Annotated in this window: 14 protein-coding genes; 1 reads left to right on the top strand and 13 read right to left on the bottom strand. The window is 57.5% G+C overall.

Going from position 1 to position 15,205, the window contains the following annotated elements:
- Positions 1-25: 25 nt before the first annotated feature.
- The 9 genes from Q0816_RS03920 to alr form a co-directional block, all read right to left on the bottom strand.
- Positions 26-274, bottom strand: coding sequence for a hypothetical protein (locus Q0816_RS03920; RefSeq protein ID WP_298847874.1), 249 nt, complete (start codon positions 272-274; stop codon positions 26-28).
- A 302-nt stretch (positions 275-576) separates the two neighbouring features.
- Positions 577-2,100: an amidophosphoribosyltransferase gene (gene purF / locus Q0816_RS03925; protein WP_298847875.1), complete on the bottom strand. Its 1,524-nt coding sequence runs from the start codon at positions 2,098-2,100 to the stop codon at positions 577-579.
- A gap of 683 nt (positions 2,101-2,783) precedes the next feature.
- Positions 2,784-3,347, bottom strand: a complete 564-nt coding sequence (locus Q0816_RS03930; protein WP_298847877.1) for a CvpA family protein — start codon at positions 3,345-3,347, stop codon at positions 2,784-2,786.
- A gap of 40 nt (positions 3,348-3,387) precedes the next feature.
- Entirely contained in the window at positions 3,388-4,752 is a 1,365-nt protein-coding gene (gene radA, locus Q0816_RS03935) for a DNA repair protein RadA (protein ID WP_298847878.1), read from the bottom strand.
- A gap of 121 nt (positions 4,753-4,873) precedes the next feature.
- Positions 4,874-5,611 carry a DNA repair protein gene (locus Q0816_RS03940; protein ID WP_298847880.1) on the bottom strand — a complete coding sequence of 246 codons (738 nt, stop codon included), beginning with the start codon at positions 5,609-5,611 and terminating at the stop codon, positions 4,874-4,876.
- A gap of 195 nt (positions 5,612-5,806) precedes the next feature.
- Positions 5,807-6,259 (bottom strand): paraquat-inducible protein A, encoded by a 453-nt coding sequence (locus Q0816_RS03945; protein WP_298847882.1) that lies wholly within the window; start codon positions 6,257-6,259, stop codon positions 5,807-5,809.
- Positions 6,260-6,827: 568 nt separating this feature from the next.
- Complete coding sequence (locus tag Q0816_RS03950; protein ID WP_298847884.1) at positions 6,828-7,574, bottom strand: ABC transporter ATP-binding protein; 747 nt, start codon at positions 7,572-7,574, stop codon at positions 6,828-6,830.
- On the bottom strand, positions 7,571-8,353 hold the full coding sequence (locus Q0816_RS03955) for an ABC transporter permease (RefSeq protein ID WP_298847886.1): 783 nt from the start codon (positions 8,351-8,353) through the stop codon (positions 7,571-7,573). Before Q0816_RS03955 ends, Q0816_RS03950 begins: the two co-directional genes overlap by 4 nt.
- Positions 8,350-9,384, bottom strand: a complete 1,035-nt coding sequence (gene alr / locus Q0816_RS03960) for an alanine racemase (protein ID WP_298847889.1) — start codon at positions 9,382-9,384, stop codon at positions 8,350-8,352. Before alr ends, Q0816_RS03955 begins: the two co-directional genes overlap by 4 nt.
- A gap of 242 nt (positions 9,385-9,626) precedes the next feature.
- Between alr and Q0816_RS03965 the strand changes: the two genes are divergently transcribed.
- Entirely contained in the window at positions 9,627-10,166 is a 540-nt protein-coding gene (locus tag Q0816_RS03965; protein ID WP_298847891.1) for a GNAT family N-acetyltransferase, read from the top strand.
- A gap of 36 nt (positions 10,167-10,202) precedes the next feature.
- On the opposite strand, the gene Q0816_RS03970 is transcribed toward Q0816_RS03965, so the two are convergent.
- The 4 genes from Q0816_RS03970 to Q0816_RS03985 form a co-directional block, all read right to left on the bottom strand.
- Entirely contained in the window at positions 10,203-11,249 is a 1,047-nt protein-coding gene (locus Q0816_RS03970; protein ID WP_298847893.1) for a Hint domain-containing protein, read from the bottom strand.
- A gap of 122 nt (positions 11,250-11,371) precedes the next feature.
- The gene (locus Q0816_RS03975; protein ID WP_298847895.1) at positions 11,372-12,862 is read right to left on the bottom strand and encodes a replicative DNA helicase; all 1,491 of its coding nucleotides are present in this window, start codon (positions 12,860-12,862) and stop codon (positions 11,372-11,374) included.
- A gap of 201 nt (positions 12,863-13,063) precedes the next feature.
- Complete coding sequence (locus Q0816_RS03980; RefSeq protein ID WP_298847896.1) at positions 13,064-13,741, bottom strand: orotate phosphoribosyltransferase; 678 nt, start codon at positions 13,739-13,741, stop codon at positions 13,064-13,066.
- Between the two features lie 139 nt (positions 13,742-13,880).
- Positions 13,881-15,062 (bottom strand): ammonium transporter, encoded by a 1,182-nt coding sequence (locus Q0816_RS03985; protein WP_298847897.1) that lies wholly within the window; start codon positions 15,060-15,062, stop codon positions 13,881-13,883.
- Positions 15,063-15,205 lie beyond the last annotated feature (143 nt).

Consider the following 15,205-nt stretch of genomic DNA (forward strand, 5'->3'; position numbering starts at 1 on the left):
CTGCGTGCGGGGCGTCAAGTCGCGATTAACCGCCGGGAATGGCGATACGCCTGGTCTGGCCGCTTTGTCGCAGCATAATGCCATATTCATCAATCGCGATCACCGTGCCGGAGGCAACGCGGCTGCCGGGTTTGACCTCTTTCACACGGCCCGATGACAGGCGCATCAAGGCGCGCATATCGGCTTTCGGCCCGAATACCCCAAGTACCGACACGGAATTCTTCTTTAGCGCGCCCTGCTGCGTGGCCGCGCTTTTGACTGTGGCGTTTGACATGATGCGTGGTCCGGGACAGTGTCCCGAGCCCCTTTGTTTGAGTGAGTGGTCGCCGCCGGATATCAAAACAATCGAAAAAACAAAAGCGCAGCTCGGACACGTGCCATCACGATCCGTTGGCTAAGAAAAAAGCTCTTGTGATCGCATAGGAATCGCCGTTGGGTTGTGGCAAATTTCCACCTATTGACGATGCCTGCTTTAGGCCGGGTAGGGCGGTGGATGTTGCCCAGTTTGGCATACCCGGCTCCTGTGATTCTCGGTCAAAATAGTGAATCGATTGCGCCCGTAGAACGTGCGGCCATTCAGCCCGAGGCCAGTTTGGCCGCATTCCAGGACCCCCCGGGAACTTGCATGTCCGCGCGTTTCTTGCTGACGCGGCTGCTGTTTTCCAGACTGTCCAGATAACCTTCGCTGACGCTGCCGGTGATGTAATTGCCGTCAAAGCACGAGCAGTCAAAGGCATCAATTTCCGGGTTACCTTCTTTGGCCGCCCAGATCAGGTCATCCAGATGCTGATAGAACAGCGCATCTGCGCCCAGTTCAGCCCGGATATCTTCGATCTCTTTACCGTTTGCGATCAACTCGGTCTTGGTCGGCATGTCGATGCCGTAGACATTGGGGTATTTCACCGGCGGCGAGGCGCTGGCGACATAGACCTTCTTGGCACCGGCGTCGCGGCACATCTGAACGATCTTCTTGATGGTGTTGCCGCGCACGATGGAATCGTCGATCAGCAAAACGCTGTGGCCGTCGAATTCCAGCGGGACAGCATTCAGTTTGCGGCGGACAGATTTCTGCCGCTCTGCCTGACCGGGCATGATGAATGTACGCCCGACATAACGGTTTTTGACCAACCCCTCGCGATAGGGGATGCCAGTGATTTTCGCGGCTTCCAAAGCCACAGGGCGAGCACTGTCGGGCACAGGAATGATCCGGTCGATTTCCAGGCCCGAATCCTGAATCTGTTTGGCCAGCGTCTGGCCCATGCGCATCTGGGTTTTGTAAACCGAAACACCGTCCAGCAAGGAGTCGGGGCGCGCCAGATAGACATATTCAAAGATACAGGGCGTCAGCTTACCCTCGACCGCTTGAAATTCGTGCATATTGCCGTCCAGGTCGATCAGGATCGCCTCACCGGGGCGCAGATCGCGCAGCTTTTTAAAGCCGTTGATGCCAAAAGCTACGTCTTCTGATGCAAAAGCGTAGTCGTCTCCTTCGCCATCCACTTCGCGCTTGGCGACTGACAAAGGACGGATGCCAAACGGATCGCGGAATGCCAGCATTCCGACACCTGCCACCAGACAGATAACGGAATAAGCGCCCTGAATGCGCTCCATCGTCATTTTTACACCCGCAAACAGGTTGCGAATGGGTTCGGCATTCCCGTTCACTTTGATCGCGTCAGCCACTTTATCGGCCAGTACGTTCAGCAAGATTTCGGAATCTGATGTGGTGCGCAGGTGGCGGCTGTATTTGCCGGTGACCTTCCTGCGCTGTTCGGCCGTGTTGGTGATGTTTCCATTGTGAACCAGATAGATGCCATAGGGTGCATTCACAAAGAAAGGCTGTGCTTCTGCCGCGCTGAGCGAACCTGCGGTTGGATAGCGCACATGGCCCATACCGACATGGCCCAGAAGGGTTTCGGCATCTTTGGCATTGAAGACATCCTTGACCAGACCATTGGCCTTCTTTTCACGGAAAAACTCGTCATTGTAGGTCACGATCCCCGACGCATCCTGACCTCGGTGCTGCAGCATCAGCAGCCCGTCATAAATCTCGGCAAACACATCATGTGTCCGGCTTGCGATTCCCAAAATCCCACACATTTACGGGGCTCCAACTTCTATGACGACTTGATCTGAGGAAAGACCGCTTTTCGGCTTCGGGTCCTCTGTACGGCGTGCGCGGGTGGTTTGGTAGCAGGTGAACATGACGCCAATAGGGCGACCATCACTACGACCAGCGCGCATTCGTACAGAAAGAACAAGATCGGTGGCTCCGATTCCGTGGCGGGTTGGCATCCACATAGTACCTATTGGCGTGGCTGTCATCAAAGGATCACGCTCATCTGTTGCCGCAGGCTGAAATTGTCTGGTTTGGAGCATCCTCATGAAGATGATGACTTGTGCAGTCATATATGCTGTCATGCTAATGAATATGTGCAAGTCTGGATCGGTACAGCACCCAGAGGACCTGAATGTGGCAGCATAACCCCAATCAAAAGCAGGAACGGATCAAGCAACGCTGTCATCGGTGCCGCGGAATGGGGCGTGCGCCCTGTCAGATATGCAATGGGGCAGGCGAGTTGGCCAAAAGCCGCGATATCCTTGGGAAACCTGTATTCAGCCGGTGTGACGGGTGTTTTGGGCTGAAAACGATCCGATGCACAGTCTGTGGCGGAGAAGGGTTCGTCTGATCCTGGCACATCAAAAAAGCCCGGGCTATGCCGGGCTTTCACTGGAAACCTGATTTGAAACGATCAACCTTTGGCGAACGCTGCGTCTGAAGATTACTCTTGCCCTGCCGAGCAGCTGGCCACCAGTTCTTCATATTGGGTGGTGATCCAACCCAGAGCCGCCTCGGGGTTCTGTTCTTCAATCTGACCGCTGAATTGTTCAAACACTTTCGCCGAACGGCTTTCGTCCACGATTGTATAGGATTGGCCGGTCATCACAGTGTCGTAAACAAAGAAGGCGATCGCAACCAGCAGGATGCCACGCGCGATACCGAAGAACAGCCCCAGCGCCTGATCCAGACCCCCTAAAGCAGAGCGCTGGACTAGCGACGAAAACAGCGGTGTGAAGATGCTGACCACAATCAGAGCCACGGCGAAAACTGCCGCAAAGCCAGTGATCACAGACAATTCGCAGCTGTCGCGCAGGAAATCTCCGACCACCGGGATTTCTTTGACCAACGGCACGGCCTGTGGGGCAAAGATGAACGCCAGAACCGCCGCAGCGACCCAGCCTGCGATGGCAAGAACCTCGCGCATGAAGCCACGTGAGTAGGCCAGCAAGCCCGACAGCACGATGATCAGGGCGACCACCCCGTCAATTATTGTAAAACCTTCCATGGCCCTCGCCTGTTCGTTTTCTGCCCCTCGCGGCGCGACCTTAACCTGCTCCGAAGGTTTCGCCAACAAACCCCACCAAATCAGAGGGTCGGGTGAGTGTCAGACCTGCCACAGTACCGGTTTTGCCACCTGCCGGAGCAATTGCCGCCGTGAAACCAAGTTTTTGCGCTTCTTTCAACCTGTTTTCGGTCTGGGGGGCGGGTCTAAGTGCCCCAGACAGCGAGATTTCTCCGAAAACGACCGTATCCGTGGGAAGGGCCGTGTCTTCGCGTGCGCTCAGTAACGCAGCGGCAACGGCCAGATCGGCAGCGGGTTCGCTGATTTTCAAACCTCCGGCGACGTTCAGATAGACATCAAGACCCGCGAAAGGGATGCCGCAGCGTGCTTCGAGCACCGCAAGGATCATCGCCAGCCTGCCGCTGTCCCATCCGACTACTGTGCGGCGTGCCTGCGAATGAGGCGACGGGGCGACGAGGGCCTGCAATTCGACCAAAACGGGGCGGGTACCTTCTATTCCGGCAAAAACCGCCGAGCCCGGACTGGGTTTGCCGCGTTCCGACAGGAACAGGGCCGAAGGGTTGGTGACCTGAGCCAGACCTTTGCCGGTCATTTCGAACACGCCGATTTCGTCAGCGGGGCCAAAGCGGTTCTTGACCGCGCGCAGAATGCGGAACTGATGGCCGCGCTCACCCTCGAAGTACAGCACAGTGTCGACCATATGCTCGACCACGCGGGGGCCGGCGATCTGGCCGTCCTTCGTGACGTGACCGACCATGATGATCGAGACACCGTGCCGTTTCGCAAACGTGGTCAATTCATGTGCTGCGGCCCGGACCTGTGACACCGACCCCGGTGCGCTGTCGACATTGTCGGCCCACATGGTCTGAATCGAATCGATGATCGCCAGACCGGGCTTTTCTGCCTCAAGCGTAGTGAGGATGTCGCGCAGATTGGTTTCGGCGGCGAGTTGTACCGGCGCGTCTTCAAGCCCCAGACGGCGCGCCCGCATTCGGACCTGTGCGCTGGCTTCTTCGCCCGAGACATAGATGGTCTTGACGCCTGCGCGTGCAAAACGGGCGGCAGCCTGCAGCAGCAGGGTCGATTTGCCGATACCCGGGTCTCCGCCCACCAGAAGCGCAGAGGCCGGGACTAAACCACCTCCGAGTACGCGGTCGAGTTCTTCAACTCCGCAGAGGGTGCGGGGCGGAGGTGTTTCCTCGGTCGACAAATCCGTGAGCTCTATGGACTGGCCGCGTTTACCGCCGAGGGACTTTTTGGCTGGGCCAGCCGAAAGGGGCGCGTCCTGAATGATTGTATTCCACTCGCCGCAGGCATCGCAGCGTCCAGACCACCGGGTATGCGTTGCGCCACAGGCCGAGCAGGAGAAAGAAGTCATTTTTGCCATGTCGCACTTCGTGCCCGAGCTTGGGCGGTTCTTCAAGCCCTTGCGGGCTTTCCTTACTGCCGGTGGCGCGCTGCGGCCTCAGGCCCGGATGGGCCATCGCCCACAGCGGGCGCTGACGCGCCTATTCCGCCGCCCGAGGGGGGGACATGGCAATCACGCTGGACGCTTTGGAGGATTTTTCGCTGCGCGGTGCCTGCAATTGGGTCGACAGCTCTGGCAGAAGCTCGAACAGTTCATCCCGCAGGCGTGCCAGTTGCGACTTGGCGATCGTCTCTTCCATTTCCACATCGCGCGTCCATTGGCGCAATTCGTTCTGGATCACTTGCGCCTCTCCCAGCCGTTGCTGAAACAACTCAATTTCTTCTTGCCGCTGTTGCAGGAACATCTGCGCCCGTTCGACCCGCGCATCGCCATAGGTCTGGGCCAGTTCCTGGCTGATCTGGCTCATCTGCGCGGCCAGTTCGAGGATTTCAGGCTCAAGCGATTGCAGGTCTGGATGCTGGCGCAGAAACCCCATGCGTTCCTTGACCGCGTCGAACTCGGAGGACATCATGAACAGCCCGCCACGGTCGGCGGCATGGGCCATCTGATAGGCTTCCGCGATGTCATACATGTTGAGAGCAAATTTGCGATGGTTGTTTTCCAGCGCCATCATTCGCGCATTGGCAGGCAGATAAAACGCCAGCATGAGAATCAGTGCGGTCAGGCCAATCTGAATGAACATCCCGGCGTCTGGTACCGGTTCATTGCCGAATCCGGCCTGCATTGAAAGCCAGGGCAAAACACCCAAAGCGGACAAAAGCGTGGCTGAAACGGCCAGCAAGGCCATCATGCAGATCAGTAAAAAAGTCAATCTCAAAAAGGCATTCTGACATTGCAATGTTATATTATGGAGGGCGGCCATGATCGTCGTACTCCTTCTTCAAACCGGAACACACCGGGCCGAAGCGGAGGATGATCAAACAACTTAGAACGATCCGCTGCGGACCCGAAAACTACAAAACACTGCTGCTCGAAATATAAAGATGATACTTAGATTTCTGTTTTCAATCAATTAGGTCTGAGCTTTTCGTGAAGTGGATGTCATCTCTGTAATATGGCCAAGCGCGATGGAAGCCAGAATGCAGGCTGTGAAGAGGTAAAGACCCCATGCGGTTTCGATAGTCGCGTAAGAGATGCCCTTGGCCAAAGTGATGTAGAGCGCGATCAGGAAGATGTCGGCCATAGCCAGTTTGCCGAGGATGTTCAGCGCGGGTTGGACGCGCGCATCCAGCAGATTCCATTGGATCAGGGCGGTGCCGATGGTTTTGATGTAGGGGGCGAAGAGGGCGAATATTGTGACGATCAGAGCGAGGAAGACGTCGGATTTCCACAAGGATTGCAGCCCGGTGATGACGCTGATTTCGCTGAGGCCGAAGATTGGCAGGAATCCCGCGCGCATCAGCGGGGCGAACCATGCGATGGGGTAGAGGATAAGGAGGGAGAGAGTGGTTAGGCGGAGGGTCATGCTAAAGTTCCGGCCAGTTCAAATACACTAGTTCCAAATAGAACTATATTTTGGGTTCCGATTTAGCCATCCAGCGGCGTAGATGAAGGTAAAGAGCTCTCATTTCTTTCGCACTGCGGCAATTCGCGGAGCTTTACGTAGTTTATCGCTTCCATCACCTGCAATGTGCTGCAGATCAAAATCGCGAAAAGAAGTATCGCCGGGATGACTTCAAACTCACGAGGTTTGAACCGAGTTTTGATCGCACCGATTATCCAGGTTAACGTGAGAAAGAGATATAGTACGCCCAAGGCCAACGATAAAACGAAACTATAATTTAGGGCGCGAACGCTATTTGGCTCCAAGAAAGCTGGTATGAATAGTTTTAGTAGTACCAATCCAGCCATCAAAAGAGATGTGTAAAAACAAATATGAACCGCTCGATTAACTAAACCGTGCTTCCTCTTGGCTATTACCGAAGTGAATATCGAAAACGGAAATAATATAATCAAGATGAAGAGGAGCAAACCTATGCTAGCACCGTCAGAGCGGTATAGCTGACCAAGTTCAACGCATGTTTGCTCCACGTTTAGCGCACCGCCTCAATCGGCCCCTCTGCACTCCCGCTGATAAACTGCTCCACATAAGGATCACCAGACGCATCCATCTGCCCGACCGGACCGGTCCATTGGATCACGCCTCCGTGCAGCATGGCCACGTTATCAGCAATCGCGCGGACCGAGCTCATGTCGTGGGTGATGGTCATCGCGGTGGCGCCCATCTCGGTCACAATTTCGCGGATCAGGTCGTTGATGACGCCGGACATGATCGGGTCAAGGCCGGTGGTGGGTTCGTCGAAAAAGATGATCTCGGGCTCGGCGGCGATGGCGCGGGCGAGGCCCACGCGTTTTTGCATGCCACCTGACAGTTCCGCCGGAAAGCGGTCGGCCACGTCAGATTTCAGGCCCACGCGGCGTAGTTTCTCGATGGCGATCTCGCGCGCTTCCTCGGTTGGGCGCTTCAGAGAACCGCGGAGCAAGCGGAAGGCAACGTTCTGCCAGACGGTCATCGAGTCAAACAGGGCCGCGCCCTGGAACAGCATCCCGAACCGCGCCAGAAACGCATCCCGGTCGCCTTTGCTGGCGTCTTTGCCGTCGACATAGATCATGCCGCTGTCGGGTTGGATCAGGCCGAGGATGCATTTCAGCGCCACGGATTTGCCCGTTCCCGAGCCGCCGATGATAACCATCGAGGTGCCCTTGGGAATCTCAAGGTTCATGCCTTGCAGCACGTGGTTGTCGTCAAAGGCTTTTTGTACGTTATCCATCCGGATCATAGCGAGAAGAATACCCCTGTGAGAACGAAATTTGCTGCCAGGATCAATACGGCAGCTGCCTCGACCGAGCCCTTGGTAGCGCGGCCCACACCCTGTGCGCCGCGGCCTGAGTTCATACCGTAATAACAACCCATGATGGCCGCGATCAGGCCAAAGGCCGCGCCTTTGACCAGCGATGAGACGATGTCGCGGGTTTCAAGAAAGTCGACTGTGTTTTTCAGATAAGTCGCTGGGTTGAAGCCCAGATTTTGCGTGGCGACGGTGTAGCCCCCGGCAATGCCGATCACGTCACCTACCGCAACCAATGCGGGCACGGTGATCAACGCGGCCAAGACGCGCGGGGCGGTCAGGTATTTCATCGGATGGGTCGACAGCGTGACCAGAGCGTCGATCTGCTCGGTCACTTTCATCGTGGCAATCTCGGCCGCGATGGAGGAGGTCACGCGGGCCGCGATCATCAGGCCGACCAGCACCGGGCCAAGCTCTCGCACCATGCCGATCGCGACGATCTGGGGCACCACGGCTTCGGCGTTGAAACGCGCGCCGCCGGCATAGATCTGCAGGGCAAGCGCGCCGCCAGTGAAGATCGCGGTCAGACCGACCACGGGCAGGGACAGCCAGCCGATATTCAGCAGCGCCATACCGAATTCACGCGGATAAAAAGGCGGCCGAACGATATGCGAGATGGCATCAAGCGCGAACAGCGCCACCCGTCCAAAGGCGGCAAGCAGGCTCAGAACGGCGCGGCCCAGCCCTCCGAGCGCGGTGATCGGATTCATTCCACGTAGCCCCGCGAATAGCGATTGCCCATAGATGTCAGGATTTCATAGCCAATTGTACCAGCTGCTTCGGCCAGATCATCGACGGTTTGATGGCCGTTGAGAATACGCAGGCGTTCCGGGTCATTGGGCAGGTCAGTGACGTCCACCGTGATCAGGTCCATCGAGATGCGACCAACAACCGGGCAGGGCTGGTTGCCAGCGAAGGCGTCAATGCCGCCGCCGATGGCGCGATGCAGACCATCCGCATACCCCGCCGCGACCGTGGCGATACGAGAAGGCCGACGGGCGATCCAGCTGTTGCCATAGCCGACGGTTTCACCCACGGCCACTTCGCGAACCTGAATGACAGGCAGATCGACGGTGACCACGGGCTTGGCCCCGGCGAAGGGCATGCCGCCATATAGACCGATGCCTGGTCGACAGAAATCGAAGTGGAATTCAGGTCCCAGAAAGGTACCTCCGGTCGCAGCCAGAGAGCGAGGTGCGGTGACACCATCGGTCATATCGCGAAAGGTTTTCAGTTGCTGCTGGTTCATCGGATGGTCAGGCTCGTCCGAACAGGCAAGATGAGACATGACAACGACCGGTTTCAGCGCCTCGGCCTTCGGGCGTAACTCGGCCCAGTCGGCAGGCTCAAGACCCAGCCGATTCATGCCGCTGTCCAGCTGGATGCCGAACGCATGATCGGGCAGGGCTTTCAGGTGGAGCAGAAACTGCTCGGCCGAATTGATCAACGGCGTCAGATCATTGGCGAGCAGTAGTTGGGTGTCGCCCTCCATATGCCCTGCAAAGACACAGATCATCGGGCCGGGGCCGACTGCCTCGCGGACAACGGCACCTTCTTCGGCGGCAGCCACAAAAAACTTGCGAACGCCTTCTTCGGCCAGCGCGCTGCTGACAGGTCCGGCCCCCAGCCCATAGGCATCGGCCTTGACCACGGCGCCGGTTTCCACCTCGGTTTTCGCGTCGAGCGCCCGCCAATTGCTGGCGAGCGCCTGAAGATTGATCGTCAAACGTGCAGTACTCATGGCACTGTTCATGACATTGCGCCGTCCGAGGTCAAGAGGGAATGGCGCATTTGCGTAGCGGTTTATGCCGGTGTTTTGTTCCCTACGGCGGAAAACACCAAAGATTCAGGATGATTTGGCAGTTTGCCGCTGGGCGGGGTCGTTTTGAGGATTGTCTTCACATCAACGTTAAAGCGATCCTGAGAACGGGATCGTTCCGTCCTGGCATAGGTGAGAGCGACATATCAGATATTGAGGAAGTCATGGATTTTTCTACTGGACTGCCACCCGACCCGTCAGAGGTCGTCAACCTTTTTGCGGATGTCTTTGCCGCGTCGGAAGGGCCGGAAGAGGGCGCGGTTATCGGGGCATTTGTGCAGGACTTGATCTCGGGCACTCCATCTGCGGATTTGATATTGTGCTCTGCGCAGCGGGATCAGGTGCTGCTTGGGTGTGCCATCTTTTCGCGGATGACGTTTCCTCAGGACACGCGCCATGTTTTCATATTGTCTCCGATGGCCGTCAGAACCGACTCTCAGAAAACTGGTGTCGGGCAGGCGCTGATTTCTTTTGGCCTGGAGCATTTGAGGGCGTCGGGTGCAAATGTGGCACTGACCTATGGTGACCCGGCTTATTACAGCAAAACGGGTTTCAGGCAGATCACCGAAGCGACTGCACAACCGCCGCTGAAATTGAGCCATCCGCACGGTTGGTTAGGCCAGCCGCTCGACGGTCAGGAACTGAATCCACTGAGAGGTCCTTCGGAATGCGTTTCTGCGCTGAATAACCCATCGCTGTGGTAAACGGGGTGTGACCGCGTCAGCCACGTCGTCAATCGCCTAGAAAAGAGCCTGATCGATGATCGCCTTGCTATTCCGGATATGCCGGGCCACCAGCTTTTTCTGCCGCTTGGCGCTGGGGATATAGCAGGCTGGATCCATGTCCTGATCGCTTTTCAGGCCCGGAAACAGTTGTAATAGTTCGCGCAACGCCTCAGGCGGAAGGGACTTGAGCACCTCTGGCCCGGTGAAAAGACTTTCACTTGGTGCGCCTTCCGCAAACAGAACCACGTGGCGGTCAAAGACAAGGTGGTGGTAGGTCACTTGCGTCGCATCACAATCAAGGAAGATGCCCGGCAATTCTGTCAACCGGATAGCCGAGACCAATACATCCCGGGTGGCAAACATTCGCTGCGCAATAGCTGAGCGCACTAGCATTCTGTGCTGTCGGGATACCACCAGATCCCGACGGGGCAATCCATGGCCAAGGGCTCCGGCCACGATACAGACCGGGCGCAGTTCGGGTGTTTTCAAAAGTTCTGACTGGCGCAGGAAACGGGTCATAACCAGACGAACGGTTTCCGCAGTGCCGCCTGTGGTCAAGACACGGTCACCGGGCCTGATATCCTGAACACATATTTGCCCGCGATCCGTCAGGATCAGCGTGTCCGAGGTGAAACAGGGGGCTCCGGGGCTTGGATTCGGGTCCTCCACAAAATTCACCCCATCTGTCGACGAAAGCGATGACGTGTCGTCGGTGCCGTTGCTTCCAATCTGGGTTGAGGTCTGGCCGTTGGCTGGCCCCTGGGTTGCGTCCACCTGAGCGTCGAAGGACACAAAGCTGAGGAGCGTGCCATTGTCTGATAGGGAAACAGCGCCCAGTCGGTTGATCCGGGCCGAGATCACATAATAATCAAACCCGCCCACAGTCGTCATTGTTCCTGTGCCGACATCTGTCGAACTGCGCACCGTACCGTTGGCATTATAGACATCAACCTGCAGCCCGGTGACATCAGTTCCGGTGGGGACGCGGATTTCTATGAAATCTCCGTCCGGAGCAAAGTTCGGACCGTTGCGATATCTGATTTCCGAAATAATCGCGGGCAAATCTGTTGGTCTCCGGGCAGGAACGGCGCGTTATAGGCGAGTAACCCCCTTACTCTACCACCGGGCGAGGAAAACAACAAAACGCTTGGCGGGGAAATCTTGGACGGGCGATCCTTCTGCGATCAATAGCCCTCGATTTCGCCACCCTGTTGCCAGGGCTTGACCAGATTTCCAAAGCGCGTGAACTGCGCCTCGAAAGACAATTCTATCGTGCCGATGGGGCCGTGGCGCTGTTTGCCGACGATGACCTCGGCCTTGCCATGCAGACGCTCCATCGCCTGCTTCCAGTCTTCCATCTTCTCCAGCTCGTGATCGCCGGGCTTTTCGCGTTCTTTGTAGTATTCCTCGCGGAACACAAACATCACGACGTCAGCATCCTGTTCGATCGAGCCCGATTCCCGCAGGTCAGACAGTTGCGGGCGCTTGTCGTCGCGGTTTTCAACCTGACGCGACAACTGCGACAGGGCGACGACCGGTATCTGCAATTCCTTGGCGATGGCCTTCATGCCCATCGAAATCTCGGCAATCTCATTGACGCGGTTCTCGGCCATGCCGCGACACAGCTGCAAATAGTCGATCACCAGCAGATCCAACCCATGGGTCCGCTTCAACCGACGCGCGCGGGCTGCAAGCTGCGAGATCGGCAGGGCCGGGGTGTCGTCGATGAACAGGGGGCAGGCTTCCAGTTCCTTCGCTGCATCCACAAAGCGGCGGAACTCGGCCTCGGTCATGTCACCCTGACGGATTTTGTGGCTGGAGATTTCCGAGGCTTCGGCCAGAACACGCCCCGCCAACTGTTCGGCGCTCATTTCGAGAGAAAAGAACCCAACCACACCGCCATCAATCGCACCTTCGCTGCCGTCCGGTTTGGTGCCGCGCTTATACGCCTTGGCCACGTTGAACGCCACGTTGGTCGCCAGCGAGGTTTTCCCCATCGACGGACGACCCGCCAGAATGATCAGGTCCGACGGGTGCAAACCGCCCAGCTGCTTGTCCAGGTCGGCAAGACCGGTGGAAATGCCTGCCATGCCACCGCCGCGCTGGTAGGCCTCGTTGGTGACGTTGACCGCCTCGGTGACGGCCTTGAGGAAGGATTGAAAGCCTTGTTCGGTCTGGCCCTGCTCGGACAGCTGGTAAAGCTGCTGTTCGGCCTCGACGATCTGTTCTTTGGGCTCACTGGAGACATCGACCCGTGCGGCCTTGTCCGAGATGTCGCGACCCAGCCGGATCAACTCGCGCCGGATGGCGAGGTCATAGATCATCTGGGCGTAGTCATGCACTGCAAAGGCACTGATCGAAGCCCCTGCGAGTTTGACCAGATAAGCGGGTCCACCCAGTTCCTTCAGGCCTTCGTCCTCGGCCATGAAAGACTTCAGCGTCACCGGAGAGGCCAGCGTGTTTTTGGCGATGCGGGTCGAGGCGACCTCGTAAATGCGCGCGTGGACCGGATCATAGAAATGTTCGGCCCCGATGATCGAGGCGACCCGGTCATACAGGTCGTTATTGGTCAGGATCGCACCCAGAAGCTGCTGTTCGGCCTCAATGGAATGCGGCATGGTTTCGGCATTCTGAATCTGTGCTGCCGCCTGCTCGATACTGCTGATCTCGTTCATTGCTGCTCTCACCGTCCCTTGGGACAAAGTCCATAGCCCAGCCCCGCGAGTCGGGGCAAATTGTATGTTTCTGGGGATAGAGTTGTGAATATCTATCGACCCCATCATATTGAAGTATGAAAGGGTCTGGCGTCAACATGTTGTAGGGAAAAAGCCTGTCGCAGACTTAATGTTTCCGGTTCGTCAACAGTATCGTGTCGACTACTTTTTGTTTGTTTCCTGCCAGCCACGCGGGTCGTTCAGGAATGCTTCGACACCGTCCAGGGTTTCTTTGTCAAACGCTTCCTGAGTCTTAGCCTCGGCCAGAACATCCCACCAAGTACACAGGCTGTGCAACTTTACACCATGGTCGCCCAATGTCTTTTCGGTCTCAGGGAAGATACCATAATAGAAAATCACCGCCGTATGGCCGCAGGTTGCGCCGGTTTCGCGGATCGCATCCACAAAGGAAAGCTTTGATCCACCATCGGTGGTCAGGTCCTCGACAAGCAGCACACGTTCGCCTTCGCTCATCGCGCCTTCGATGCGGGCATTGCGGCCATAGCCTTTGGGCTTCTTGCGGACATACGTCATGGGCAGGGCCATGCGCTCTGCGACCATGGCGGCAAAGGGGATACCTGCGGTTTCACCGCCTGCGATGTTGTCGAACGCCTCGAAACCGACATCGCGCATTACGGTGACAGTCAGAAAGTCCATCAGGGTCGAGCGGATGCGTGGGTACGAGATCAGTTTGCGGCAGTCGATATAGGTCGGGCTGGGCAGGCCGGATGCCAGTGTAAACGGCTCACGTGAATTGAAATGTACGGCCTTGATCTCCAGCAGCATCCGCGCGGTCAGGCGGGCGATTTCGGTGCTGTCGGGAAAGGAACTGGGGATCATGGCGCAAACCTCGGAGCTGAAAACACGTTGCGGGCTGATAGCCCGACCCTTGGGCCGGAGTCGAGAGGTCCGCAGAAGAAAAGCGGACCCCCGAGAGGTCCGCTTAAGCCCTTGCGGGCGATGGGCAGCCAAGGTGGGCTTAACTGCTCATGTCGTAGGCCCGCTCGCCATGTACCGAGAGGTCGAGGCCATTTGTCTCGGTCTCGGCGTCTACGCGAAGTGGCGTGATCAGTGCAACCACCTTGACCAACACAATCGTGACAATTGCCGTAAAGACACCCACGATCACCAGACCGCCCAGCTGTGCGGTCCATGTGCCCAGGCCAAACAGGGCAATCATGATGGTGCCAAAAATACCGCCGACGCCGTGCACGGCGAACACATCCAGCGTGTCGTCAATGTTCAACCTGTTGCGCACAACTGCAACCGCTTCCTGACACAACACGCCAGCCACCGCACCGATGATCAACGCCTGAACCGGGCCCACAAAGCCCGAGGCGGGCGTGATCGAGGCCAGACCTGCGATGGTGCCAGTGACCAGACCGACCATCGAGGCCTTGCCAAAACGGATACGTTCCCACAGGGCCCAACTCAGTGACGCGGTCGCGGCGGACAGATGGGTGACCGTCAACGCCATTGCAGCCCCTCCGTCGGCGGCCAGTTGCGAGCCTCCGTTGAAGCCGAACCATCCGACCCACAGCATTGCGGCGCCAACCATGACATAGCCGGGGTTGTGTGGAGGGGTCGTCCGATTGCGGCGCGGGCCGAGGATGACCGCGATGATCAAGGCCGCCAGACCAGCGGTCTCGTGCACCACGATGCCGCCTGCGAAGTCGCGCACACCGATCTCGCCCAGAATGCCGCCATCTGCCAACATCCCGCCGCCCCAGATCCAATGCACCACCGGCGCATAGCACAGCAGCATCCACAGTGCCGAGAAAGTCAGGACAAATCCAAAGCCCACCCGCTCGACATAGGCGCCCACGATCAAGGCCGGGGTGATGATGGCGAAGGTCATCTGGAAGGCAAAGAACAGAATCTCGGGCAGGGTGCCTGCAAGGCTGTCCACATCAACGCCGTTCAAGAATGCCTTGCCCAGACCGCCCCACACTCCGCTCTCAGCGGGGCCGAAAGCGATCGAATACCCGGCGACCAGCCATAGAACGCTCATCAAACAGGCAATTGAGAAACAGTGCATGAAAACGCTGAGCACATTTCGTGCGCGTACAAGGCCGCCATAGAAAAGGGCGAGGCCCGGTAATGTCATGAAAAGGACCAGTGCGGTTGCAACGATGATCCAGGCTGTATCGGCTCCGTTCATGGGCCGTCCTCCCTTCCGAAGTAATACGCCGGCCCGTGAAAACTCGGCACGGACCGGCGCTTTGCGAGTGGTGTGGCTTGGTTCAAGCCACCCTCGGTTGGAGAAAAAAGAGGCAAGGCGAAAAAAGATGCCTGTTTTGGTGG

The sequence above is a fragment of the uncultured Ruegeria sp. genome, assembly GCF_947497005.1.
Classification (GTDB): domain Bacteria; phylum Pseudomonadota; class Alphaproteobacteria; order Rhodobacterales; family Rhodobacteraceae; genus Ruegeria.